Consider the following 24,358-nt stretch of genomic DNA (forward strand, 5'->3'; position numbering starts at 1 on the left):
AGTGATGATGATTATTTTCGTGATGAGTATGAGGATGTTGCGTAAATAAAATAGCAGGTGCGGGGGGCGCCTGCTTTTTAGGTATAAAAAAGCCGTATCATAAAGATGCGGCTCCATTTTGAGATATAAACACTGAATAAGAATTTTAAAAAGTCTATACTTTTTTCAAGTGATTTAAAAAATATTAATTTATATAATAATGGATTATAAGAGCAAAAAAACAGAGAATATTTGCTAATAAACTAGCACCTATTAATATTCCATAATTTCTGAGTTTTTTTAAAAATCTTTCCATATTATCATCTACACTTGATTTTATAGCAGACACTTTGGATAACGAGATTTCATATGATTTCATTTGTTCAGAAATATAATTCAAGTTTTTACTCATTTCTTGGTTGATTTCTTTGTTTATATATGTGGCTGCTTCAGTTATTAATTTTCCAGCTGTTTTTTTTTCTTCCTCTACCATAGCATTACGTGCAGTTAAAATGTAATTGATCATTTGATTTTGATGTTCGTGAAGTGTTTTTAAAGCTGAATCTAGCATTATATCAGATAAAAAAACAGTCATGAGAATTGGATCATTTGGTGGAACAAGTTGATTAAATTCTTTAGTTATTTTTTGCCGAATGGCATCAATATCAACGGACATTTTATATTCCTGGAATAATAGCTATCTGGTCAAATAATATGCTTTTGACGCGTGCTAAGCGGCTTTTGGCCATAATGCTGAATTCGTTTGAATTTGTAATTTCGTTAAAGGTTAATTTTTTATCAAGCATTGTTTTTATATCCTCCCCAAAAGTGCTAGATGTTTGTTGTGGAATTGTAACAATAGCAGAAATTCTTTCTTTAGTTTCTTCAAATACTTTCATTTCTTCAAAGTTTTTTCCATTAGCTGTAATGGGACCAAAGAATTCATTTTTCCAAACGACGATATTTGCTGTTTTTGGAATTTGGGTACATATGGAAAATAATCCAGATAATGTATCGGCCAGTGCTTGTCCACCAGTGATAATTGTATGAATAATTACATTCTTTTTAGCAGCGGCCAACAGATCAAAAGCTTCATTTTCCTTTAAATAATAGGCTAGAGGTAAAAATGTTGTAGCTCCATTATCAATAACATATTGACAATTAGAATGAAGCAATTCTTCCATAAGAGTATCAAAATTACGGGGAATAATTACGCTTTGCTCGAGAAGTTTTAAATGCTTTACATTAAAATTTTTATAGTTAGCAAAAGTTTGATTAACAGGATCAGTGTCTATACCTTTCACGTCTATTTTATTTTCTAGTAAATATTGCATCACAAGACTAGCTACAAATGATTTTCCTACTCCTCCTTTACCTTGTAAGGTCATGTGAATATTTGTCATATCATATCCTCTAATTTTTTGTTTGTATCGTGTATAAATGTACGTGATTTTTGTTGTGTTGTAATAGGATTAGCAGAAGTAGATTCTTTGGATTGAGTTTTTACTGATAAATCTGATGTAGCAGTAGTCTCAAGATTCTTTTTAAAATATTTTCGCACATATGATGCTAAGGCGTCATATGAAATATTTAAATTTGGATTTTTTCTTAAAATTTCTTTTAGGGAATACCCTTCTTTAATGGATTTTAAAATTAAATCTTTGTTGGCTAGAAAGACTATTCGCATTTTCCCCCATTCTGTTTTTTTTTTCATTAACTTACCAACTTTTTATAATTCTTTACAAAATTTTTCAAATCTTTACAAAAAATAAATAGAACTGTCAATTAAAGGGATATTTTGGTAATTTTTATAAAAGTTTTTCTTTAAGAAAACGGCAAGATGTGTAATGTAGCGCTACGCAACTAACATTACCCAACTTATTCGCATAAAATGCTCAACGTATCTTGCTCTACGAGGTTTGATTGCATCCGCAATTTAAGAGGGGGAAAATGACACGACCAAGAAAATTTAGATTAAGTGTTTGGTGCACTTTCGAGGAAAAAGAAAGCATAGAAGAAAATGCAAAACAGACAGGCTTGTCTATTTCTACTTACCTGCGTACTACTGGACAACTTGAACCCGTAAAAGCGAATATAGATTATGAGGCGGTAAAGGACCTCACTAAGCTACAAGGCGATTTAGGGAGAGTAGCTGGTTTATTAAAATTATGGTTAGTTACAAATAATGGGAAAGGTGGAGTACCAAATGATATAGATAAAATGATGGTAGCATTTCGTGAACTCCAAAAACAAATTTTTGAAAAAATATCCGCACTATGATTGCTAAGCGTGTTGAAAGAAAAAAATCAACATCCAATATGGCACGATTGGCTCGTTATATTATGGATTTAGATGGGGGAAGTTTACCAAGAGATTGGAAACTTACATCCGATTACATAATTGATGATAATATACAAAATAGCGCAAAAGTAGCATCAGTAAGAGTTACAAATTGTCATACAGATGATCCTGTTATGGCAACAGAATTCATTTTAAAAACTCAAGATCAAAATAAAAGATCAAAGACTGATAAAACATATCATTTGGTCTTATCTTTTCCGGTTGGAGAAACTCCAGAGAGAGAAACACTCTACGCAATTGAAGATAAATTTTGTGCTGCGCTAGGTTACGAAAATCATCAACGTATTTCAGCTATCCATAAAGATACAGAAAATCTGCATATTCATATTGCTATCAACAAAATAAATCCTGAAAATTTTCGTAATTACGAACCTTTTTTTGACAAACGTACACTTATGAAAACCTGTCAAACAATTGAACAAGAATATAACTTAATCAAGACACCACATGGATTAGAATGTGACATTGAAAATATCAAGCAACCAAAGATAAAAAACTTTGAGTATAGGACCGGAGTTGAATCTCTTTCAACTTATGTTGGAAGGATATCTAAAGAACTTAATTATACAGATTGGTTAGCGCTGCATAAGAGTTTTGCTGATCATGGTCTCGTTGTAAAAAAACAAGGGAGTGGATTAGTCATAGGAGCTTCTGATCTTGATTTATGGGTTAAAGCTAGCAGTTGTAATAGAGCATTGTCTTTACGAGCTCTTGAAAAGAGACTTGGTACTTATGAAGATTATAAGCCAATTATACAGAAGCAATATGTACCAGTTTTACGTGGAAAAAACAGTAAGACTAAGACACTTTTGTATTCTCGATATAAGGAACAAAAAAATGCAAGCGATTTAGAAAGACGAGAAAAATATCAAATATTACGTACGCAAAAGGATGCTTTTTATAATCAACTGTTTATGTGGTATAAACAACAAAGTTCTTTATTGAGACTGACACCAAAAAGTTTACGTGCGGGAATACGAAAAACGTTAAAATTACAAAAAGCATTTCGTCAACAAGAATTAAGAACAAAGCAAGCGATAGCTAAAAGAAAGTTAGCAGAAACTAGATTTCCAAATTGGTTAGATTGGTTACACCAACAAGCAAATATTGGTGATAAAGATGCTATGGATGTTTTGCATTCAATGAATGAGCGTCGCGTTGTTTTATCTAATAATTTGTTAACTGGGAAAACAGCTGGAAAAACAGGTAAATTTTTACGTAAGAATTTAAAACCTTCTTTTTTGAAGAATGGAAATATTTTGTATAAAAGCATTGATGGTGGGACCATTATTGATGCTGGTGAGAAAATTCATGCACAAAAATTTACTACTGGGTCAGCGTATATTGCTTTAAGTCTTGCTGTTGAAAAATTTAAAGATCAGCCACTTGTATTAAATGGCACAGAAGAATTCAAACAAGAAGTTGCTAAATTGGCTGGTGTTCACAATATGAATGTTGTCTTTGATGATCCTGTTTTAAACGCTTTAAAGAATGAAGTGAAGCAACACAGCAAAGATAACATTGATAATTCACTTCAAGAGTGGATAGAAGAGCGAAATAAATATACTGAAAATCTTCCTTATGTTGCATGGAACGGTGAAGAATCCGTATTTAATTATGTAGGGCGTAGAAAAATTAGAGAAAAGAATTATCTTCTTTTTGAAGAAAATCAGAAAATTTTTGTTAAGGAAACTACAAAGAGAGGTTTCATTCAAGCTGGGTATTGGAAAAAAGGCATAAAAGTCAAGATTACAAAAAACAGTGTTAAAAATATTTCAGATAAAGAAATAGAGACTTAAAGTATGTTTTTCAGTTAAAAAATATATTTTTTTGATTTGAGATAATTATTTTATGGATAAGTCGGAATTGTTTTCTTCACATTCAACGAAAAATGTTTCATAAGAAAGTTAATTTATCTTTAAAGAGAGCTGTTTAACTTTATAATTAAGGGGGGACTGTGAAAGCAAGCAAAGATTCTATAAAAGACAAACCCTCTAATCCCTATATTATAGCGCGTAGAGAATGGATGGAAAGGTATGGGGATTATATTAAATCCGCTAATAATTGGCGTTTAGCAACTTTTGGAATGATTATTATTACTGCAATGTCAGTAGGAGCATTCATTTGGAAAGCAAATGAAGAAACTATTGTTCCTTATATAGTGCAAACCAATTCGGTCGGTGAGGTAACGCATTTATCAAAGGCAAATGTTGCTTCTAAACCAAACGCAACCCATATTCGGGCGGCATTACGTAATTGGCTGATTGGGGCACGTACTGTTTATGTTGATATGAGAGCAGAAGAAGATCTCATAAACCAGACATACTCAATGACCTTACCTCAATCACCAGCATATGCTATGCTTGTTGAATATCATAAACAAAATGATCCTTATTCACGTGCTTCAATGGAGACAGTAGAAATTCAAGTTAATGCAATTGTTCCTGTTTCTAATGATACTTGGCAAATTGAATGGACTGAAAAGAAAAGAGCACGATCCGGAGCTATTATTGATAGTAAACTTTGGCAAGCTACCGCTACAATTATTTTAGCAATACCAAAAACTGAAAAGCAAATGATGCTAAATCCTATTGGATTATATGTTAAACAATTTGCATGGACGCCAAGACTTTAAGAACAATCATAGTAAAGCGTAAAGCGGGAATTTTATGTTTAAGAAATTTATTTTTATAAGTACAGTGATTTTTGTAACATCAAAAGCTCTGGCGACAGATGTATCACACAACATTAATTTTGTTTCTCCTCAAAAAATACATCTTACTGATAAGGAAGCATGGGGAATTAGATTAGCAAATCAATGGAAGAATAATCCCAAAAGACCTATATATTCTGGTGACGGCAGTGTTAGATATCTTTATGGAGCTACTTTGCCTACATTGGTGTGTACACCATTAGAGGTTTGCACGATACAGTTACAATCGGGAGAGACTATAAATTCTCTCCATGCTGGTGATACTGTAAGATGGAAAATTAGTCCCACGGTAAGTGGTGTAGGAGCCGCAGAAACAACTTATGTTGTTGTAAAGCCTGTAGATGCTGGTTTAACAACAAATCTCTTTATTACGACGGATCGCCGTACTTATATGATCAAACTTGCTAGTACGCAAAATTCTTCAATTCCTGTTCTTTCTTTTATTTATCCTGATGATACAGATCAAGATTGGTCTGCGTATAAAGCGGCTACAGATAAAAGCCGTAATACATTAGCAACAGGTCAAAACTTAGCTGATCTTGATTTTAACTTTCGTATTACGATTAGTGATCGAAGAATTAAATGGTATCCGAGACGGGTTTATACAGATGGGTTTAAAACTTACATTGAATTACCTAGTGATGGAATTAGAGGAATGGCGCCTGCTTTAATTGCTGTTGGTGATGATGGTGGCTTCTTAAAAAAGCCTAGTGAAAGATTAATAAACTATCGCATTATTGGAAATAGATATGTTGTTGATGCCGTTATTAGCAAAGTAGCTATGATTTCTGGTGTAGGAAGTTCTCAGCAGAGAGTAACAATTATTAGGGGGCGTTAAAATGTTAAAATATTTATTGCTGTTACCTCTTGCTTTGACAGTTGGTTGCACGTCTATAAGTCGCCATTCACCTTTGTTGGTTAATTATGTTGATCAAAATATTACGGAGAATGACGCAAATTTAATTACTAGTGATTTTGTTCGCTATCTTAGAGATCCTTTGCCGCCTGCAACTACAACATTTATTGTAAAAACAAATGATACAGAAGATAAGTTTACATCTTTATTGGTTAGTCTTCTACAAAGGAATGGCTACGGTGTAATTTATACAGATCAACCAGAAAAACATAAAAACACGGGTATAAATTTAACCTACAAAGTGATGCCCTTGGATCAAGGTATAGTATTGGTGGCACAATATGGTTTAACTGAAATAACGCGTCATTATGTTCGTTTAAAAACTGGAAATATTGTACCGGCCGCTCCTTTTATTGCTCGTGTAGATGATGGGGGTAAAGGGTGAAAAACGATCAAAAAAGTAGTCCTTCTGAATCTCCTGATTTTTTTTCTGTAAAACCCAAAGGACGAGGTGTACGGCGGTTAAACAATATACCTTTTATAGGTGCTATAGGTATCATTTTTTTTGCTCTGCTTGGTATTACATATACTTTTATGTTGCGACAGCAATCTAATAATGTTGTCTTAGAAAACAAAAAAAAATTATTTGTGGATGAAACACCGTTGCCAATTCGTCCAGAGGGTGATGATTATGTTCAAGCAAAATTACCAGAGATCTTACCAGCACAGTCAACCAAACCAATTGAAACTAAGAAGTTGCTAACAAAAGATCCAGAACAAAAGCCGCTCGATGAAACTGTAGATGAAGAAGATGAAACACAAAAGAGATTATTAACACATATTGTAGAGAGGCGTTTTGCTAAAATGGAGGCTGCTTTAGATTCTGATCCTATGGTTTCTTTTACAATTAATTCAAAGATGCAAAATCAGTCTCAAGTTCAAGATACAGATCCGCAAAAAGCAACTCTTGAAAATTTATTTGGTCGATCTGGATTATCCGCTAATTCATCGTTGTACAATGGTGATGGAGGACATGATCCTAATATGCAATCACAAAAAATTGCTTTTTTATCTCAATCTCCAGAAGCAGCTGTTTATTTAAAAAATACGCGTCAAGAAGCTATCAAGGCAAGTCTTGAGATTAAGGCTGGAACCATTATTCCTAGTGTTATGATAAGTGGTATTAATAGTGATTTGCCTGGACAAATTATAGCTCAAGTAAGAGAAAGTGTCTACGATTCCGCTACTGGTCAAAATGTTTTAATTCCTATGGGGTCGAGGCTGATAGGAACATATGATAGTCGTGTATCTACTGGTCAAAAAAGAGCGCTTATTGCTTGGTCGAGAGTTATTTATCCTGATGGTTCTTCTTTATCTCTTGGGAATATGCCGGGGACAGATCAGTCTGGTTATGCTGGATTTAAGGATAAGGTTCATAATCATTATTTAAAAATTTTTGGTAATGCTTTTTTACTTTCTGTCATTTCGGGAGCTTCACAATTGTCTCAAAAAACACATAAGACAGGTAATGATGATAGTAAAACAGAGACAGCAAAAGAAACGTTAGCGGCAGAGCTTGGTAGACAATGGGGCGAAGTCGGTATTGAAATGACACGTAAAAATTTAGGTATTCAGCCAACAATAATTATTCGTCCTGGTTATAATTTCAATGTCATGGTAACAAAAGATATTATTTTACCTGCTTGGAAAGGTCATCCAATGGCGGCACGTCCTTATTAATTTTAAAAAAAACAGCTTTAATTCTTAGTAGAGATTTTTGGGAAATTCTCATGCTACTTATTTTAGATTGAAAAAACAATTTTGTGTAAAGAAACCATAAGCATTTTAATTGATCATATTCAAATATTAAATTAAATATGGATAAGGGGGGAAAATTGGGAAATCAATCTACACATACACCCAAAAGAAAATCTCGATTGATATTTATCTTTTTATTCATTGTATATTTTATTCTCCTTAATCAATTTTGTACACAATATTTAGCACATACTTTTCATTATAGTGTTTCTCTTGGTTCTAATTTTAAAGGAGTGTATTCGCCCTTTTCTTGGTTTTCTTGGGTCTTTAAATTTTATGATTATGCTCCTAGTCAGTGTAATGTAATATTTGTTCTCTTTTGTGCTGGTCTTTTGATTGGATTTGTTGGTTTTACTCTTTGGGCTGGTTTTTCTTCAAGGAGTAACAAAAGTACCGATGATTTACATGGAACAGCGCATTTTGCAAATTTTGATGAAATTCAAGAAATGGGGCTTATACCACATAAAAAGAAAGGAGAGGGTGTATATTGTGGAGCATTTGCTGATCCAAAAACAGGAATGTTGCATTATTTGCGTCATGATGGACCAGAGCATATAGCAGCTTTAGCGCCTACACGTTCTGGTAAAGGTGTTGGTTTAGTAGTACCTACTCTTTTGAGTTGGCCACACAGTCTTTTTGTTCTTGATACAAAAGGTGAAAATTATGCCATGACTTCTGGATGGCGGAAAAAGTATGCAGGGAATAAGATCCTAAGATTTGATCCAGCAGAACCAAAAGTTGGATGTTCATGGAATCCATTAGGAGAAATTCGTTTCAGAACACGTTATCAAGTAGCGGATGCACAAAACATAGCCTTAATGGTTATTGATGATGATGGAAAAGGGATTGCTGGTGATCATTTTAGATCAGCGGCTTTTGAACTTTTGAATGGTCTCATTCTTCATGCTCTTTACAAGGCAGAAAAAATTGGACGTATACCTTGTTTGCAAGATTGTGCACACATGTTAACGGGAGTAGGAGATTTTGCTACTGTTATTGAAAATAATGATGATTTTGATGAAGACGGTGATCCAAAAGCGCTTTCTAGTTTGTTTCATGAAATGGAAAATCTTGATATAAAAAGTGATGATCCTCTATTTCAGGATGCAGATAAAGAAGCAAAACTTGTTATCAACGGTGTTGGTCGTCGTATGGCTGGAACACCAGCACGCGAGTTAGGGTCTATTATTTCGACGGCAAATAATGCTCTGTCTCTTTATCGTGATCCTATTGTTGGTGAAAACACAAAATATTGTGATTTTTATATTAGTGATTTGATGGATACAGAAGATCCCGTCTCACTGTATTTCATTACAACGCCGCGTAATTTAGATAGAATGAGACCATTAGCACGATTGCTATTGACCCAAATGGTTCTTTCTCTTTCAGATCGCATGGAATTTGATGATGGAAGATCCAAAACCAATCACAAACATCGTTTGCTTTTAATGCTTGATGAATTTCCAACTTTGGGAAAATTGGAAATTTTTGAAAAGGCTCTTGCCTACATTGCTGGGTACGGGCTTAAAGCTTATATCATCACTCAAGATGTGCAACAGCTCTACAAAGCTTACACTACAAATGAAAGTATTATTTCAAATTGTCATATTCGTATTGCTTACGCTCCTAATAAAGTCGAAACAGCCGAATGGATGAGTAAAATGGCGGGAGAGACGACGGTTGTTCGCGAAAAGATTTCCACTTCTGGAAAACGTTTTGGTATGGCACTTGAACAGGTTTCAACGTCTTATGAAGAAACACGCCGCCCATTGATGACGCCCGATGAAATCATGCGCCTGCCTGGAGCAAAAAAAGATAATTCTGGGAATATTGTTGAACCTGGGGAAATGCTTATTTTTGTAGCTGGAAATAGCGTCATTAGAGGAACACAAATTCTTTATTTTTTAGATCCAGTTTTTTCAGAAAGGTCAAAAATTTCTCCTCCTGCTACAGATCGTTTGCATGAGAGAAATAAAAGCAAAGAAGATAAGAAAGGCTTTGTTCTCTCATGAAAAAAGCCATGGCCATTCTTACTTTATGTACTATTACGCTTGCATGTTTTGTTCTATTTGCCGTTTCCCAAGGGTTCAGAATTAATTATTCGCATTCGGCGCCTGTAGGTCTTTGGAAAGTTAATTATTTTCAAAAAGAAGTACGAAGGGGGGAGCTTATGGAGGTTTGTCCTCCAGATGTACCTATCGTTAAGATGTTTATTGAAAAAGGATATCTTCAATCTGGAGCTTGTCCTAGCGGGTCTGTTCCTTTTTTGAAACCATTAGTAGCTCTTTCTGGTGATGTGATTAACATAACTGAAAAAGGTATCAGTGTTAATGGTCATTTATTGAAAAATAGCCAAAGAAGAGGGGGGATATCAAGTATGCCAAATGGAAAATACCTTGTTGAAGAAGGATATGCTTGGTTTGTTTCAAGTTTTGATCCTGTAAGTTTTGATAGTCGTTATTTTGGAGCTGTTTCGATTATGAATATTATCGGTGCTGCTAAACCCATTTTAACTTTTAAGAATTGAGATTTTAATAATGAAAAAAGCGCGAATACAAGTATGTCATGTAATTTCTACAGTTTTAAATGATGTTTTTATACCCGGAATACAAGTTGAGTTGGATTCAGAAGAAGCAGAAAGCTATGGAGTTTTTTTAGAAACAGCCCTTTCAGAAGAAGACGCTTGGGATTCGTCGTGTATTACAGATCCATCTGAAATTGATAATTTTAATGATATAGGGGGGAGTGATGAGTTTTGATTATGCAAAAACAGTAACAGATCATTTTATTAAACTGCTTCAACAAGGAGCAGCACCATGGCAGCAACCATTACCTCCCGGATGTGTGAGATCTCCTTATAATCCACAAACAGGTAAAAATTATAATGGTATTAATAATCTTTGGCTTGCAAGCCAAAAATATACTGATCCACGTTGGCTTACATATCAGCAGGCAAATGAAATGGACTGTAGAATTAAAAAAGGTATGAAAAGTACGGATATTATTTATTGGAAACAGAATGAAAAGGTCTCTTTTTATGATGATGATGGAAAAAAACATGAGAAGTTTGAAAAACTTTCTTACCCCCGTATTTTTTTAGCAAAAGTTTTTAATGGTGAACAAATTGATGGATTACCTCCATTGGAACCACGTCCTATTTTATCGGAAGAGGTAAGACATGCACGAGCAAAAGCACTTTTAACCGCATCAGGCGCAAAAATTGATATTGATGATAGAAATCATGCTTTCTATCGTGGTGGTGATAATGATACTCTTTTTTTACCAAAACAATCTCAATTTGATTCAAGTGATTATTTTTATGCTACAGCATTACATGAACTTGGACATTGGACTGGACATTTTTCAAGACTTAATCGTGACATGATGTATCCTGTTGGGTCTTCTGGATATGCCAAAGAAAAGCTTCGAACAACTATTGCCTCCTTTATGATTGGAGAGGAATTGAATATAGGTTATGATCCAAGTCATAACGCTTCCTATGTTTCTTCATGGATTGAAGCTATGCAGAATGATCCAAAAGAAATTTTTAGAGCGGCTTTTGAAGCAGAAAAAATCAAAAATTTCATAATAGGATTAGAAACAGTCAAAGTTGTTGAGGCTGAGAAAGAGTCATTTATATCGATAAACACTGATCGTGAACTAGCTAATACAGAAAAGATTTTTTTGAATGTTCCTTATTCACAAAAAGAAGAGGCAAAAGCCACTGGAGCTAAGTGGGATAAAGATGCAAAATCTTGGTATGTTCCTGCTGGTACAAATTTAATTGAAAAAGGTTTTGCTAGGTTTTCTCATGGAGATGCAGAACCAAACACAACTTTGCCGATAGAACAACAGTTCAAGGAGGCGCTTCGTTCTGCTGGTTTAATTGTTGAGAATCCACTTATGGATGGAAAATTGCATAGAGTTTCCGTTGAAAATGATAAAAAAACTCAAAAGAGTGGGGCTTATATTGGTTATTCCTCATTGGATGGTGGCTATATTCAAAATTTTCGCACTGGTGACAAAATTTATTGGAAACCTGAAAAGTCTGCGGCGCCTTTATCTTTAGAAGAAAAAAAAAGATTAGCCATAGAAGCTAAAGAGCGACAAGAAATTTTAAGAAAAGAGATTGCAGAAAAACAAAATAATGCAGCGACACTTTCATCACAAATATGGGAGGCTAGTAAAATAGCAACTCCAGATAATGCATATTGTAAGCTTAAAGGTATAAATCAGACGAGTGATTTAAGAGAGGTTCCAGATGATTTTCCAGAGGACATTAAAAAACAAGGGGTGAGAGTTGCAAAGTCAGTTGAGGAAGCAAAAATAATAAAAAAAAGCAATCCTAATATCCGCACATTTTTGGCAGGTGATTTAATTATTCCAATATGGGATAAAAATAATAATTTAAGTACCCTTCAGACGGTTAATCCTACTTTTAAATCTTTTATGAAAGATGGGAAAAAACATGAGTGTTTTACGATTGTAGGTTCTAATAATGTAGGAATATCCGCCCTTAATAATGATTTAGAAAATCCTATCCTTATTGCGGAAGGATATGCAACAGCTTTTTCTGTAGCACAAATGACTCATATGCCAGTTGTAGCGGCTTTTGACTCTGGAAATTTAAAAAATGTAGGTAGAGTAATGCGTGATAAATATCCAGATCGCGTGATTTTGTTTGTTGCGGATAATGATCATGCTTCGCAAGAAAAATTACTTTCTAATGGAAAAAAAGGAACCAATGTTGGAATTACCGCTGCTTATAATGCGGCAGCAGATGTTGGAGGAGGAGTAGTTTATCCGGAATTTCAGAAAGAAGAGAACAAATTTTCTGATTGGGACGATTACAAAAGAATACATGGTAGTGATAAAGCCAGAAGCGATTTTACATCTAAAATGAAAATTGCCGAAATAGAAGCAAGAGTGATGTCCGAGCGACTCCAAACACTTGCAAATATGCAGGACCAATTTGCTATTGATGACCCAACAACAGCACTTGATGATCAATATGTTTATGAAGAGCGTGAAGCTGCTAATCAACTTCGCCAAAGAGCAACTACCCTCAATGGTCGTAATATTAATTCAAGTGATAAAGCTATGATTTCTCGTGTAAGATCTCATATTTTGCAGGATAGAGAACAAAAACTTTCTCAAAATCCCAACGCAGCTTCATATAGAGAAAGAAAAAATCGCGAAATTGAAAGTGAGTTTTAGTTAGGTAGAGGATTTGTTTTTTATTGCTCAGATCTAGCCTTTAAATTAATATGTAAACATACACTAAGATAAGGAGGTTTTCATGGAAAATAAATTACCAAAAAGTTATATGACTGATGCTGAACGCGAGGAATTACGAGCAGGTGGTCTTTCTCAAAACAGTATCTATATGGTTGAAGCAGAAGCAGCTTCCAAGGCGAATGATAACAAAGCAACTTGGGAATGGTTAGCGATGGCTGAATATCCAGCACATGCACTTTTACTTCTTAGACATCAACGTGGAGCGCAATTTATACGTGATATGGGATTTTCTACCAAAAGTGCTGATGAAAAATATGGCCCGGACTGGTTAGATAAAGGTGTTGTAATAGGAGGTCATCATTTCTAATAAATTAGAAGAGCTTTTTTTACAACAAAGTATACTAGTACAAGATCTTGAAAAAACATTAGTATCTCAAAAATTACACAATGTGCGAAGTAATCTATGTGATCATATTCGTAATGTTGGAAAAAGTGGGGATTTATCATCGCTTCTTGATACGGAGAGTGATCTTATAAAGGATGATTTGCTTCGGTATGCTAATAGTAAAGCTATGGCCAGTAGCCTTGAAACAGCATTAACCGAAATAGATGTTGTTAAAGATCACATAAAATTGGTTTCTAATTCTGAGAAATATGATGCGATAAATAGAGGACATAGTCTACCAAAGCATCGTAAAGGAGGATTGCCTTATGATGAAGCGCGAAAAGCAATGGCGTCTCATTATACACGACTAGGAAATCTGGACAAAGCGCGTTTAACATCAGTTGAGAAATCAATCATTGATGTGCGGAGGGACAATATGAAGGTGATGCGAAAACTTTATGAAAAAATGCAAGCTAAAGCTATAGGTATAGATCTTGCGCGCGATAAAGGTCATTCTCTTTAATAAAAAACCATAGAATTTAAGTAACAGGAATGTGGATTTTTGCTATTACGATAGATATTTTTGTTGTTCAAATTTAATCTTTAAATTATTATGCCGACATTATTTTAAAAAGCTTTAAGTTTTACATTCTTCTCATTATCTAGAGTGAACGGGGTATATTCTTAAAAGCGGGGATGGGAGAATGGCTGTTACAGCATTTAAAGGTGGACGAAGTTCAGAGCAAAATAGACGTCTCATTGAGAAGCTGCGTTTTGAATTTGGACCGCAGATATGGGGTTACCTAGATGATCCTACAGTCATAGAAATTATGTTAAATCCTGATGGTACATTATGGGTTGAACATTTGGGAGAACCTAAAAAAGCTGTCGGCATGGTGGATGCGCATAGGGCAGAAGCCGCTATGGGAACAGTAGCTACAGCTCTTGGAACGCAAATTACCAAAGAAAATCCTATTCTTGAATGCGAATTACCAATGAATGGAAGCCGCTTTGAAGCGGTAATTCCACCTATCGTTTCCGCCCCAACATTTACAATTCGAAAAAAAGCAACGAAAATTTTTACTTTAGATGACTATGTTGCAAAAAACATCATTACTCCACATCAAAGATCGCTTTTAAATGTTGCTGTTAAAGATCATAAAAATATTCTTGTTGTGGGTGGAACAGGAACTGGAAAAACTACCTTAACGAATGCAATCTTAAAGGAAATGACAGATACATTTCCTGAAGAGCGCTTTGTAATCATTGAAGATACAGCTGAACTTCAATGCGCTGCACCTAATACTGTAACATTTCGAGCTGTGGAATATATTGATATGACGCGGTTGTTAAAGGTGACTATGCGTATGGCACCAGATCGCATTATTGTTGGCGAAGTAAGAGATGGCGCAGCTTTAGCTTTGTTAAAAAGCTGGAATACTGGACATCCAGGTGGAATAGCAACTGTTCACGCCAATGATGCAACAGCAGGATTAACAAGAATCCAACAATTAATATCAGAAGTAACCATTGCTTCCATGCAATCACTGATAGCGGAAACAATTGATGTAGTTTTGAGTATTGAAAAAACCTCCTCAGGTCGCAAAGTCAAAGAAATTATTGAAGTTTGTGAGTACGACCTCGCACTCAATAAGTACATAACAAAAATCATTCATTAAAGGAGCAAAATATGCAACTATCTTTAACACAAACAAGAAGTAATTTATATAATCACATTGTGTTGTTTTTTCTTATTATAGGGGCGGCAGTCTTTCTCTATCTTATCTTGGGAGATATTGCATATGCTTCTGATGCAACATCTGGTGGTGGAGCATCTCTTCCATGGGAAGCACCTCTTGAGAAGTTAAAAAAATCTGTTTCTGGTCCTGTTGCTTTCGTGGTTTCTTTATTGGGGCTTGTTGCTGGTGGAGCTACACTGATTTTTGGTGGTGAAGTTAGCGAGTTTGTAAAGCGTATTATCTACCTTGTTTTGGTTATAAGTGTGATTGTTTTTGCAAACACTCTTCTTACAGGCGCTCTCTTTTCTGGTGCTGTTGTTCCTGCTAACGTTGTGGTTGGAGGACTTTAATGGGAGGCAAACAATATACACAATTGTTTCGTTCTCTTCACAGACCTCAACAAATTATGGGAGGAGAACGTGAATTAATGCTGCTATCAATGCTTTTAACTGGAATTCTTATTGTTTCAGCAATGAACATTGTAGCAGCAACTATTGGTATTTGTATCTGGGTTGTTTGTCTTTACGTTTTACGTAGAATGGCCAAATTTGATCCTATCTTGTCTCGAATTTATATTCGTCAATTGAGATATCGTAGTTATTACGCTCCGTTTTCACGACCATTTCGTGTTGCAAAATCAACAAGGCCTTATTAATGTTTAAGTTAAAACATTTTCGCTCTACGCTTGCTGGACTTCCTGATCTTTTAAATTTTGCAGCTTTAATTGATGACGGCATTATTTTGGGAAAAGATGGTTCTTTATTGGCTGGGTTTTTTATCCGTGGGGATGACCCCATGTCAGCAACGGATGCAGAAAGAAATTATATAACAAGTTTGGTTAACACATATCTCTCTCGATTTCATTCTGGATGGGCGATATGGGTCGATGCTATACGCCTAGAGTCGCCAAGTTATTCAGATCCTGAATTGTCTCATTTTCCTGATCCCATTACAGCGTTGATTGATGCAGAAAGACGGTTTTATTTTCAGCGAAGTGATACGCACTACGAAACAGAATACGCTTTATTAATGCAGTATCTACCGCCTACACGAAAATCGTCAAAGTTGGGGGAAATTGTTTATGAAGACGATACCGTTGAATCAACCACACCTGCTGAACGTTTACTCGACGATTTTAAAAAGAAAATAGAGGATTTTTATGTTGGTCTTGGTGATCTTCTTAAAATGCAGCGAATGAAAGCGGTCACTATTAGGAATGGTGATGAGACTTATGAAAGCGACCAGCTTGTTAATTATTTACATTATGCCATTAATGGCAAAGCGGTTGCTCTTCGAATACCAGATTGTCCTATGTATTTGGATTCTTGGCTAGGTTATACTGACTTGTGGCCTGGTGATACTCCACGTCTTGGAGATAAGTTTATAACATGTATTTCAATTGATGGTTTTCCATCGGCTAGTTATCCTGGAATATTAGATATTCTTGATGGGTTTCCTTTACATTATAGATGGTCAAGTCGTTTTATATTTATGGACCAACATGAAGCTGTTGCCGCATTAAATAAATATAGATTGAAATGGCAACAAAAAGTGAGGGGTTTTTTTTCGCAGGTTTTTAAAACTAATAAAGGAACTATTAATACTGATGCTTTGTTGATGGCACAACAAGCTGAAACAGCAATGAACGAAGCTCGTTCAGGTCTTGTTGCTTATGGTTATTATTCACCAACAATTGTTTTAATGCATGAAGACCGTGAGGTCTTAGCAGAAAATGCTAGATTAATTAAACGCGAAATTGAACATAGAGGTTTTGCCGCTCGTATTGAAACAGTCAATACAATGGAAGCATGGTTAGGGACAATTGCTGGTCAAACTTATCCAAATATTAGACGTCCGTTAATTAATACTCAAAATCTTGCTGATATGTTACCTCTCTCAAGTGTATGGCCAGGTTTACAATTTAATCCTTGTCCACTCTATCCTGATAATTCTCCTGCTTTATCTCAAGTAGTAACGACAGGTGCAACGCCATTTCGGATTAATTTACATGTTGATGATGTTGGCCACACACTTGTATTTGGTCCAACTGGAGCTGGTAAATCAACACTTTTAGCGTTTTTATTAGCGCAAGCGCGTAGATATTGGTCAAGAGCAACAGATCAAGATGGTAAGCATTTACCTGCTAATATTACTGCTTTTGATAAAGGTCGTTCATTATATACATTGTGTTATGCTATAAATGGACGTCATTATGATATTGGTGATAGTGATAGCGCTGTCGGTGCTCTTATGCCTCTTGCAGACATTGATACAGAAGCCGATAATCTCTGGGCGCAAGAATGGATTGCTATTTGCTATGAATTACAGACGGGGCAAACACCGTCTCCTCAGCAAAAAATGGAAATTCATCGTGCAATGAAGCAGATGAGTCAAACACCTAAAAACATGCGTTCACTCAGTAATTTTGTTACTTCGATTCAGAACCAAGAAATCCGTAATGCACTTGCACATTATACGATTTCTGGTGCTATGGGACATTTGTTAGATGGTCAAGAAGAGTTTGAAGATCATAATGATTTTATTGTCTATGAAATTGATGAACTCATGAAGCTAGGTGATAAAAATGGTTTACCTGTTTTGTTATATCTGTTTAGACGTTTTGAAAGAAGCTTGAAAGGACAGCCATCTATTCTTTCACTTGACGAAGCATGGATTATGCTTGGCCATCCTGTTTTTCGTGAGAAAATTCGTGAATGGTTAAAAGAACTAAGAAAAAAGAATTGCCTCGTAATCATGGCAACACAAAGCCTGTCTGATGCAGTTCGTTCTGGTATTCTTGATGTTTTGTTGGAACAATGTCCTACCAAGATTTTGTTACCCAACGAAGAAGCAGAAACAAAAGGTGCTGAGGGAGCGCCGGGAGCAGTTGATCTGTATAGAATGATTGGTTTGAATGATAAAGAAATTCAAATTATCAAAACAGCAAAAAAGAAAAGACAATATTATTATAAATCTATTCTTGGACGCCGTCTTTTTGAATTAGGATTAGGTGATATTGCTCTTTCTTTTGTAGCGATTTCTAGCAAAGAAGATCTCGCTGTAGTTAAAAATCTTATCAATGAAAATTCAAAAAACTGGTCTTTAAAATGGCTTGAAATGAGGGGAATTAATTATGAAAAATATCTTGAAAAAATTTAAATTTCTTTTTTTGTTTAGTACGTTTTGTTCCATGGTTTATTCAACAAACGCTTCTGCATTTTTTTGTGCAAATTGTGCAACTGTTTGGAACCAAATGAGCCAATATGTTGAAGCTGTTAATACACAAATCAACACAGCTAAACAACTTCAAACGCAGCTTCAACAATATAAAGATATGATAAAACAGGGACTTTCATTTTCGAGTCCACAATTTGATGGTTTGCAGAACACTTTACAAAAATTGAAACAAGTTTATCAAGACGGCCAGAGCATTTCTTATAGTATGGGAAATCTAAATAGCAGATTTGAACAAATGTTTCCTGGTTATGAAAATTACTTAAAAAATTCTGGAAAGGTAAATCCAAAAAAAGATTATAGAAAGTGGGCAGAAACTGGTCTTTCTAATTCCCGTATTGCTATTGAAGCCGCAGGGATTAACACTAGCAGTTTTGATGATGAAGACAAACTTATGCAAAAACTTGTTGATCGTTCAGCAAGCGCAGAAGGGCGTATGCAAGCTATTCAAGCTGGAAATGAAATTGCCGCACAACAAGTGAAACAGTTGCAGCTACTTCGTGATCTTGTTGCTAATAATACCACTTTACAAGCAAACTACACGGCTAATGAGGTGGAGCGCAGAGCAAAAAATGAAGCTGCTGCTGAAAAGTTTTTTGACGAAGAATTAACCTCTACAGATCGTAATCATGCATTTTAAAAAAATAGAAAATTACCAAATGGTAATAAATAAAAAAATCATTTTTTTAATATTTTTTCTGGTTGTTATTGGCTGTACCATTTTTGCAGATGTTTCTTTTGCAAAATCTGTAGATAGTACTAAATCATTTAATGGTTTAATAGATTTGATACAAAATCAATCTCGTGGTTGGGCGGTGAAATTACATCATTATGGTTTTCGTATTTTTTGGTCATTGGCTATTCTTCAATTTCTTTTTAGCTTTATTCCTTTTTTGTTTAAGCAATCTGATATTGCTGATTTAGTTGGGGAGTTAGTGAAGTTCATTCTTGTTATAGGTTTTTTTGCAGCTCTTTTAGAATATTCTCAAGAATGGGCGACAGCTATTGTTGAGAGTTTTCGTACAGCAGCAGCTCATGCGAGTGGAAGAACTCGATCTCTTCTTCCTGGAGCAATTTTAGATGAAAGCATTAAGCTTGCTCTAGCTATGATAAATACTACCACTTGGAATCCTATAACTGCTGTGTTACTTGCTCTTCAGGCTGCCGTTGTTTTTTTATGCTTTGGTTTTATTGCAGTTTTACTGGCTGTTACAATTATAGAGTCATATATTGTGATTAATTCCTCTGTAATATTTATGGGTTTTGGTGCTTCTCAATGGACACGAGAAATAAGCATAACGGCTTTTCGTTATGCTGTCTCTGTTGGAGCAAAGCTTTTTGTAATAACACTCTTAGTGACCTTGATGACAGATTCCATAATGGAATGGAGAAAAGCATATATTTTTTCTGATGCATCAAATTGGACACTGCTAGGACTTTCTTTGTTATGTGCGTATTTAACAAAGACTATTCCGGAAATTATTGCTGGTTTAATTTCTGGAACAAGTGGTGGGAGTGGTGCAACTATTGGAGCAATGGCTGGCGCTGCTATAGGAGCAGCTGCGAGCGTAGCTGCTGTAGCAGCAACTGGTGGGGCAGCAGCACCAGCTGCTGCTGGTGGAGCATCTGCTGCTGGTGGAGCATCCGCTGCTGGTGGAGCATCCGCTGCTGGTGGAGCATCCGCTGCTGGTGGAGCATCTGCTGCTGGTGGAGTATCCGCTGCTGGTGGAACAGGAAGTAGTGTAAACGCTTCTAAAATGACTGGAAACTCTTTTAAAGATAGTGGTAATAAACCTACATCGGGCGCAAATCCACGTGTAGCAGGAGGGGAAAGCCGTTCCACTAGCACTAGTAAACCTCAATCTAAATCGGCTACTTCAGACCAATCTAATTCAGTTCTTCCAAAAATGAGAGATGCTGCCGATATGACTTTAAAAGGTCTTGGACATATGGCTGCTTTTTGTGTTCCAGGAATGGAAAATGCCACAAACCTTAGTCTTAATGCCCCACCTACACCACCAGAATATAACGATATCCAATTTTCTAGTGATAATAAACCTCAATCTGATATTGAAAATACAATTTCTGGAGCAGGATCTGTAATAGATAAGAACTAAAGAAGCTATGGTTTTATTTTTTGAGAAATAAATAGTAACTTCTTTAGTTAGAGATTGATACTAGCATTTTTTAAAATGCATGATCACGATCTGTAGAGGTTAATTCTTCATCAAAAAACTTTTTAGCTTGTTCTTCTTGTTGGGCTCTACGTTTTTCCTCTTCACTTTTACCACAACCTGTAATATTCAATCCTATAGTCAATAGAGCTAAGCATATTAAAATAATTTTTTTCATTTTTCCCCTCTTTAAAAATTATATGTATTAATATCATCAAACTAAGGTATGAGATGATTATCTATTGTATTGGAATACAGATTTAATTATCGTGATCTTTTGTTTTTTTATTAGTATTGTTAATGGAAAAATATGTGAACAGTTTATTGTAAATATCTTATAAGTTTATCATAATAAAAAATTAGAAGGAAAGAGCCAAAACCTAATATAAACGAACAAATTGTAATGTTTATTAGTGCTTTTGACCAACCTATTGATAATATCATAATAGGAATTGTAAGCAATCCTATAAACCCCATTATCACTATAAGGCTTAGTATCAATCTTAAAGGACCACGAAGCCATAAAAGCAAAAGGACGAGCGCCTCTTTGCTTATTTGTGATTTTGACATTATTTTCCCCTCACGCGCTTAAATCAAGATGCTCCATAATATACACAGTACAATAAATGACACAAGTTATTTTGTTATAAAATCTTCGAGATCTGTTTGATGTTCAACGGATGAAATATCCGGTTTGGTAGAAGATGATTCTATTTGATATTCTTTCATAAAAGCAACTTTTTCTTCTTTGAATAACAAAATAGGATTCACCCAGTATTGATTAGGCAATTTTGGTTTCAAAATTCCTTTTTGTATAAGTTCTCTTAAACCGTTGTGAAAAGTTCTGTCGACCATATCGCGCTTTTTTCCATTTATACCCCCATCAAACCAAATTAAGGTAACGCTGCTGGGGTCTTCGTTTGTTGATTTATTAGATTGATATTCTTCTAAAACTATTACCAAAGCACGATGTCCTGTACGAGATAAATTAAAAATAGCTTGAATGCCATCAGCAAATATTTCTATAAAATTTTCTTTATTTGTTTTTTCTGTGACGTGAATTATAGGTACAACGTCTATTTTATCAGTGTCAGAATTGACAAACTTTTGTTGTATAATGCACGTTTTAACAATTTTATTATCAGCAAATATTTCAGAATTTTTAAGAAAAGGATTTTCATACGGGGAATATTTTTGCTTTCGCAAGTTTATTTTATCCATTTTGATCGTCCGTTGATTTTTTATCACCTGTTACGACTTAAGAAAGTTTTTCTTCGCAAAAATAAAAGTCATATTGACACTTGAGCGAATGTAAATTATCCTTATTGGAGATTCGATTTATTATTTTAATATGGCAATTGTATTACCATAAATGACAGTTAGTATATCAGATAAACAAAGAAAGCAAACCGTTAGGCACGATCAGAGTCCTTTCATTAATGATATTGTGGTTTCTATTAAGGATCCAGAAGAGCAGATTCTTGTCAATGTGGCGCTAATTTTTGATTTAAAAGCAGCAGGAATAAAAGTTTTTTTAGTTTTGGCTTGGATACTTCAAAACAGATTAATTCGCACTAATACTGTCATTTTAGATAAGGCTATTTTAAAAACATTTCTTGAAGCTCAAGAAAGTAAGTTAGCATTATCACCAACAACCTTTTTTCGTGGTGTAGCTGAATTAGAAAAAGCTGGTATTATTGCTAAACAAAATCATAGAGCTTGGTATTTTATTAATCCAAGTCTTGTTTTTAAAGATAGGAAAGTTGTTTTTACAAAAAATGTTGAATTAGAGAATGGGAAAATGGGGACTTAATTTTCCTTTACTATATTGAAAATATTTTTCTTTTGAATATAGTTTCATCTTGACTCATTATGTAAATCTATGAGTCGTTTCAAATAGAGGGAAATATAATGGCAAAAAAATAAAAACCCAACTGCGTTAACAGAAGGGTTTCTAAAATACCCGTACCACATATACGGTAAATTAAATTCAAAAGAATTAAATTCAACAAACTAATTCCTAATTTAATTTATCGTGAAGCATTCTGCAAGAGAAATTTTGTAGAAAAGGGATATTTTTAGCATTTTTTTGCCTCCAATAGAGAGGTTTTAAAAATTATGGTTAAGAAAACATCTGGTAGAAAATTAACTTCAAAGCACTGGGAATATATAAAAATTGCTGATAATACTGATATTGGACACATTAGTAGAAGCCAACTTATTTTTCTTGTACAAGAATTACCTATAATTGGTCTTATCAAAGGAACGGAAGTCCATTTATTAACCAAACTTTTGAATACTGTACCCGTTTCGCATTTTGAAAAAGGTAAAATTCCACTAGTTTTTAAAAGCAACCATCAAATTGGTCTAGAAATTGGTTGTACGTCTGTTCATGTAAGTAGATTACTTTCACGCCTTTTTGATAAAGGTCTTATTGTGATGCGGGATTCTGGTAATTATAAACGCTATAGTTTTAATTCTGCTAATCACGTACCAATTGCTTGTGGTATTGACCTTAGCATTTTAATCGCGCGTTACCCTGAACTTCAGCACTCTATTTTAACGATTAAAGAAGAAAAGAAACATCACGATATGGTTGTTAGGACCTTTTGTGGTGTTTGTCGTCGATTGCAGCTTCGTATTGAAGAGATAAAATTTACATCTATTGCTTCAATGTTTTTAAATCGTATGAATAAGATTAAATCTGTTCTTGGGTCTCCTTTTAAAGCGTCTACCTTTAAATTGGAAAAAGCTATTAAGCTTTTTAATTGGCTCCTAGATCGTTTATTTTTTACAAAAATGTTATGCACAAATAACAAAAATGTTATGCAATTACATAATACAACCCCTAACTATAATTGTAATTGTAACAAAAATGAGTGTTCAGAATTATCTGAACACACTCAAACCATTAATGTGACCTCCGGTCACGATAAAATGACTTATGAAAATATAGAGAAAGGCAAAACCAAAACATCACTTCCCTCAAAAGGTAGTACATTGCCTCAAATTAAGCCGGAGATACTAGAAAAGGCTTTACCAAATGCCGTCTTGTTTTCTGAATATAATCTCCAAACAGAAAGCGATTTGATACGTTCTATGTATCCTATGTACAGAATGATTAAAGTTTCAGAACATGCCGCTGAACAAGCTACAAAAATCATGGGGCTTAAAAAAACAGCTCTAGCCATTGCCATCATTTTTGAAAAATATGCTAGAGGACTTGTAAAATCACCAGGGGGATATCTCCGCGGCATGATTGATAAAGAAAAAAAGGGAGAATTGTATCTAGAGCGTTCTTTATTTGCTTTATTGAAACAAGCTGATCAAGAAGAAATAAATAGTTTAAACTTAGAAAAAAATCAGAAAATAAAGCTAAACGAAGAAAAAAGCTCTTTGTTTGAGTTTGAACTCAATAAAACGTTAAATAATCTAAAAATGCCAAAGTTTACATAAATAATAATTTATATACGAAATAAATATTTTAATTATTTATCGTTATTTTTTAAAGGCGTAACGGAGGTCGAAAATAGTAAAAATTTTTGATTTTGAAAAAGGAGAAAGAGATAAAATGATCAACTTATCCTAGCGGGGATAGTTTGTTGTGACCTCTCTCTCCCAAAAAAGATATATACAAGATATTTTTATTTAGCAATTATTTTATTAGTTTTTTATACTTTTAAAAGAAACATTAAAAATATTAAATATTTTCAGTTAATCCTTATTTTTTAATGAGAGGCTATCCGCCTCTCAAACTCTCCGGAACGCTCACCAAAATCATGACATCAGACCCGCGTTTAATGAGAGGACTAACAAGTCTTGGTTCTTAGTGTCAAGGAAACCATTACATGGCGCCTAAAG

25 protein-coding genes are annotated in these 24,358 nt (G+C 34.6%); 20 read left to right on the forward strand and 5 right to left on the reverse strand.

What is annotated here, in order from left to right; all coding sequences use genetic code 11:
- Nucleotides 1-184: 184 nt before the first annotated feature.
- Genes ACFIJJ_RS08015 through ACFIJJ_RS08025 form a run of 3 tightly spaced genes read right to left on the reverse strand, consistent with a single transcriptional unit; the run spans nucleotide 185 to nucleotide 1,693 of the window.
- On the reverse strand, nucleotides 185-655 hold the full coding sequence (locus ACFIJJ_RS08015) for a hypothetical protein (RefSeq protein ID WP_375621685.1): 471 nt from the start codon (nucleotides 653-655) through the stop codon (nucleotides 185-187).
- Between the two features lies 1 nt (nucleotide 656).
- Nucleotides 657-1,382, reverse strand: a complete 726-nt coding sequence (locus ACFIJJ_RS08020; RefSeq protein ID WP_375646568.1) for a conjugal transfer protein TraL — start codon at nucleotides 1,380-1,382, stop codon at nucleotides 657-659.
- Nucleotides 1,379-1,693 (reverse strand): TraK family protein, encoded by a 315-nt coding sequence (locus tag ACFIJJ_RS08025; protein ID WP_375621683.1) that lies wholly within the window; start codon nucleotides 1,691-1,693, stop codon nucleotides 1,379-1,381. The genes ACFIJJ_RS08020 and ACFIJJ_RS08025 overlap by 4 nt, the downstream gene beginning before the upstream one ends.
- A 236-nt stretch (nucleotides 1,694-1,929) precedes the next feature.
- On the opposite strand from ACFIJJ_RS08025, the gene ACFIJJ_RS08030 reads away from it, so the two are divergent.
- From ACFIJJ_RS08030 to trbL, 18 genes are all read left to right on the forward strand, one after another.
- Entirely contained in the window at nucleotides 1,930-2,259 is a 330-nt protein-coding gene (locus ACFIJJ_RS08030; protein WP_273788571.1) for a plasmid mobilization protein, read from the forward strand.
- Nucleotides 2,256-4,139 carry a TraI/MobA(P) family conjugative relaxase gene (traI, locus tag ACFIJJ_RS08035; protein WP_375632573.1) on the forward strand — a complete coding sequence of 628 codons (1,884 nt, stop codon included), beginning with the start codon at nucleotides 2,256-2,258 and terminating at the stop codon, nucleotides 4,137-4,139. Before ACFIJJ_RS08030 ends, traI begins: the two co-directional genes overlap by 4 nt.
- Nucleotides 4,140-4,297: 158 nt before the next feature.
- Complete coding sequence (locus ACFIJJ_RS08040) at nucleotides 4,298-4,975, forward strand: VirB8/TrbF family protein (protein ID WP_273788573.1); 678 nt, start codon at nucleotides 4,298-4,300, stop codon at nucleotides 4,973-4,975.
- 34 nt (nucleotides 4,976-5,009) lie between these two features.
- Nucleotides 5,010-5,891, forward strand: a complete 882-nt coding sequence (gene trbG / locus ACFIJJ_RS08045) for a P-type conjugative transfer protein TrbG (protein WP_375621681.1) — start codon at nucleotides 5,010-5,012, stop codon at nucleotides 5,889-5,891.
- A gap of 1 nt (nucleotide 5,892) precedes the next feature.
- Nucleotides 5,893-6,354 (forward strand): hypothetical protein, encoded by a 462-nt coding sequence (locus tag ACFIJJ_RS08050; protein WP_273788575.1) that lies wholly within the window; start codon nucleotides 5,893-5,895, stop codon nucleotides 6,352-6,354.
- Entirely contained in the window at nucleotides 6,351-7,649 is a 1,299-nt protein-coding gene (locus ACFIJJ_RS08055; protein ID WP_375621679.1) for a TrbI/VirB10 family protein, read from the forward strand. The genes ACFIJJ_RS08050 and ACFIJJ_RS08055 overlap by 4 nt, the downstream gene beginning before the upstream one ends.
- Nucleotides 7,650-7,804: 155 nt before the next feature.
- Nucleotides 7,805-9,739, forward strand: coding sequence for a type IV secretory system conjugative DNA transfer family protein (locus tag ACFIJJ_RS08060; RefSeq protein WP_375621678.1), 1,935 nt, complete (start codon nucleotides 7,805-7,807; stop codon nucleotides 9,737-9,739).
- Nucleotides 9,736-10,254, forward strand: a complete 519-nt coding sequence (gene traF / locus ACFIJJ_RS08065; protein WP_375621677.1) for a conjugative transfer signal peptidase TraF — start codon at nucleotides 9,736-9,738, stop codon at nucleotides 10,252-10,254. The genes ACFIJJ_RS08060 and traF overlap by 4 nt, the downstream gene beginning before the upstream one ends.
- Nucleotides 10,255-10,264: 10 nt before the next feature.
- The gene (locus ACFIJJ_RS08070) at nucleotides 10,265-10,486 is read left to right on the forward strand and encodes a conjugal transfer protein TraD (RefSeq protein WP_208438664.1); all 222 of its coding nucleotides are present in this window, start codon (nucleotides 10,265-10,267) and stop codon (nucleotides 10,484-10,486) included.
- Nucleotides 10,476-12,944, forward strand: coding sequence for a zincin-like metallopeptidase domain-containing protein (locus tag ACFIJJ_RS08075; protein ID WP_375646570.1), 2,469 nt, complete (start codon nucleotides 10,476-10,478; stop codon nucleotides 12,942-12,944). The genes ACFIJJ_RS08070 and ACFIJJ_RS08075 overlap by 11 nt, the downstream gene beginning before the upstream one ends.
- 82 nt (nucleotides 12,945-13,026) lie before the next feature.
- Nucleotides 13,027-13,332 carry a hypothetical protein gene (locus ACFIJJ_RS08080; protein WP_375621675.1) on the forward strand — a complete coding sequence of 102 codons (306 nt, stop codon included), beginning with the start codon at nucleotides 13,027-13,029 and terminating at the stop codon, nucleotides 13,330-13,332.
- Between the two features lie 82 nt (nucleotides 13,333-13,414).
- Nucleotides 13,415-13,873: a hypothetical protein gene (locus ACFIJJ_RS08085; protein WP_375621674.1), complete on the forward strand. Its 459-nt coding sequence runs from the start codon at nucleotides 13,415-13,417 to the stop codon at nucleotides 13,871-13,873.
- Between the two features lie 181 nt (nucleotides 13,874-14,054).
- On the forward strand, nucleotides 14,055-15,029 hold the full coding sequence (trbB, locus tag ACFIJJ_RS08090) for a P-type conjugative transfer ATPase TrbB (RefSeq protein WP_375621673.1): 975 nt from the start codon (nucleotides 14,055-14,057) through the stop codon (nucleotides 15,027-15,029).
- An 11-nt stretch (nucleotides 15,030-15,040) separates the two neighbouring features.
- The gene (locus ACFIJJ_RS08095) at nucleotides 15,041-15,439 is read left to right on the forward strand and encodes a TrbC/VirB2 family protein (protein WP_208438668.1); all 399 of its coding nucleotides are present in this window, start codon (nucleotides 15,041-15,043) and stop codon (nucleotides 15,437-15,439) included.
- Nucleotides 15,439-15,744, forward strand: coding sequence for a conjugal transfer protein TrbD (trbD, locus tag ACFIJJ_RS08100; protein WP_208438669.1), 306 nt, complete (start codon nucleotides 15,439-15,441; stop codon nucleotides 15,742-15,744). Before ACFIJJ_RS08095 ends, trbD begins: the two co-directional genes overlap by 1 nt.
- The gene (locus ACFIJJ_RS08105; protein WP_375646572.1) at nucleotides 15,744-18,248 is read left to right on the forward strand and encodes a transporter; all 2,505 of its coding nucleotides are present in this window, start codon (nucleotides 15,744-15,746) and stop codon (nucleotides 18,246-18,248) included. The genes trbD and ACFIJJ_RS08105 overlap by 1 nt, the downstream gene beginning before the upstream one ends.
- Nucleotides 18,223-18,963, forward strand: a complete 741-nt coding sequence (gene trbJ, locus ACFIJJ_RS08110) for a P-type conjugative transfer protein TrbJ (protein ID WP_375646573.1) — start codon at nucleotides 18,223-18,225, stop codon at nucleotides 18,961-18,963. The genes ACFIJJ_RS08105 and trbJ overlap by 26 nt, the downstream gene beginning before the upstream one ends.
- Nucleotides 18,964-18,982: 19 nt before the next feature.
- Nucleotides 18,983-20,440, forward strand: a complete 1,458-nt coding sequence (gene trbL, locus ACFIJJ_RS08115) for a P-type conjugative transfer protein TrbL (protein WP_375646574.1) — start codon at nucleotides 18,983-18,985, stop codon at nucleotides 20,438-20,440.
- Between the two features lie 70 nt (nucleotides 20,441-20,510).
- On the opposite strand, the gene ACFIJJ_RS08120 is transcribed toward trbL, so the two are convergent.
- Both ACFIJJ_RS08120 and ACFIJJ_RS08125 read right to left on the reverse strand, forming a co-directional pair.
- Nucleotides 20,511-20,675 (reverse strand): hypothetical protein, encoded by a 165-nt coding sequence (locus ACFIJJ_RS08120; RefSeq protein ID WP_169728635.1) that lies wholly within the window; start codon nucleotides 20,673-20,675, stop codon nucleotides 20,511-20,513.
- 458 nt (nucleotides 20,676-21,133) lie between these two features.
- The gene (locus ACFIJJ_RS08125; RefSeq protein WP_375632577.1) at nucleotides 21,134-21,718 is read right to left on the reverse strand and encodes a hypothetical protein; all 585 of its coding nucleotides are present in this window, start codon (nucleotides 21,716-21,718) and stop codon (nucleotides 21,134-21,136) included.
- A 151-nt stretch (nucleotides 21,719-21,869) separates the two neighbouring features.
- Between ACFIJJ_RS08125 and ACFIJJ_RS08130 the strand changes: the two genes are divergently transcribed.
- Both ACFIJJ_RS08130 and repC read left to right on the forward strand, forming a co-directional pair.
- Entirely contained in the window at nucleotides 21,870-22,310 is a 441-nt protein-coding gene (locus ACFIJJ_RS08130; RefSeq protein ID WP_375621853.1) for a hypothetical protein, read from the forward strand.
- A gap of 305 nt (nucleotides 22,311-22,615) precedes the next feature.
- Nucleotides 22,616-23,953, forward strand: a complete 1,338-nt coding sequence (gene repC, locus ACFIJJ_RS08135; RefSeq protein ID WP_375646576.1) for a replication initiation protein RepC — start codon at nucleotides 22,616-22,618, stop codon at nucleotides 23,951-23,953.
- The last annotated feature ends 405 nt before the right edge of the window (nucleotides 23,954-24,358 follow it).

Source organism: Bartonella sp. TT29SHDZB, assembly GCF_042193395.1.
Lineage (GTDB): Bacteria > Pseudomonadota > Alphaproteobacteria > Rhizobiales > Rhizobiaceae > Bartonella.

Bases quoted from the DNA above. Each gene is read 5' to 3' on its own strand.
- ACFIJJ_RS08015 (WP_375621685.1), bottom strand. From the start codon at position 655: ATGTCCGTTGATATTGATGCCATTCGGCAAAAAATAACTAAAGAATTT.
- ACFIJJ_RS08020 (WP_375646568.1), bottom strand. From the start codon at position 1,382: ATGACAAATATTCACATGACCTTACAAGGTAAAGGAGGAGTAGGAAAA.
- ACFIJJ_RS08025 (WP_375621683.1), bottom strand. From the start codon at position 1,693: ATGAAAAAAAAAACAGAATGGGGGAAAATGCGAATAGTCTTTCTAGCC.
- ACFIJJ_RS08030 (WP_273788571.1), top strand. From the start codon at position 1,930: ATGACACGACCAAGAAAATTTAGATTAAGTGTTTGGTGCACTTTCGAG.
- traI (WP_375632573.1), top strand. From the start codon at position 2,256: ATGATTGCTAAGCGTGTTGAAAGAAAAAAATCAACATCCAATATGGCA.
- trbG (WP_375621681.1), top strand. From the start codon at position 5,010: ATGTTTAAGAAATTTATTTTTATAAGTACAGTGATTTTTGTAACATCA.
- ACFIJJ_RS08050 (WP_273788575.1), top strand. From the start codon at position 5,893: ATGTTAAAATATTTATTGCTGTTACCTCTTGCTTTGACAGTTGGTTGC.
- traF (WP_375621677.1), top strand. From the start codon at position 9,736: ATGAAAAAAGCCATGGCCATTCTTACTTTATGTACTATTACGCTTGCA.
- ACFIJJ_RS08070 (WP_208438664.1), top strand. From the start codon at position 10,265: ATGAAAAAAGCGCGAATACAAGTATGTCATGTAATTTCTACAGTTTTA.
- ACFIJJ_RS08075 (WP_375646570.1), top strand. From the start codon at position 10,476: ATGAGTTTTGATTATGCAAAAACAGTAACAGATCATTTTATTAAACTG.
- ACFIJJ_RS08080 (WP_375621675.1), top strand. From the start codon at position 13,027: ATGGAAAATAAATTACCAAAAAGTTATATGACTGATGCTGAACGCGAG.
- trbB (WP_375621673.1), top strand. From the start codon at position 14,055: ATGGCTGTTACAGCATTTAAAGGTGGACGAAGTTCAGAGCAAAATAGA.
- ACFIJJ_RS08095 (WP_208438668.1), top strand. From the start codon at position 15,041: ATGCAACTATCTTTAACACAAACAAGAAGTAATTTATATAATCACATT.
- trbD (WP_208438669.1), top strand. From the start codon at position 15,439: ATGGGAGGCAAACAATATACACAATTGTTTCGTTCTCTTCACAGACCT.
- ACFIJJ_RS08105 (WP_375646572.1), top strand. From the start codon at position 15,744: ATGTTTAAGTTAAAACATTTTCGCTCTACGCTTGCTGGACTTCCTGAT.
- trbJ (WP_375646573.1), top strand. From the start codon at position 18,223: ATGAAAAATATCTTGAAAAAATTTAAATTTCTTTTTTTGTTTAGTACG.
- trbL (WP_375646574.1), top strand. From the start codon at position 18,983: ATGGTAATAAATAAAAAAATCATTTTTTTAATATTTTTTCTGGTTGTT.
- ACFIJJ_RS08120 (WP_169728635.1), bottom strand. From the start codon at position 20,675: ATGAAAAAAATTATTTTAATATGCTTAGCTCTATTGACTATAGGATTG.
- ACFIJJ_RS08125 (WP_375632577.1), bottom strand. From the start codon at position 21,718: ATGGATAAAATAAACTTGCGAAAGCAAAAATATTCCCCGTATGAAAAT.
- ACFIJJ_RS08130 (WP_375621853.1), top strand. From the start codon at position 21,870: ATGACAGTTAGTATATCAGATAAACAAAGAAAGCAAACCGTTAGGCAC.
- repC (WP_375646576.1), top strand. From the start codon at position 22,616: ATGGTTAAGAAAACATCTGGTAGAAAATTAACTTCAAAGCACTGGGAA.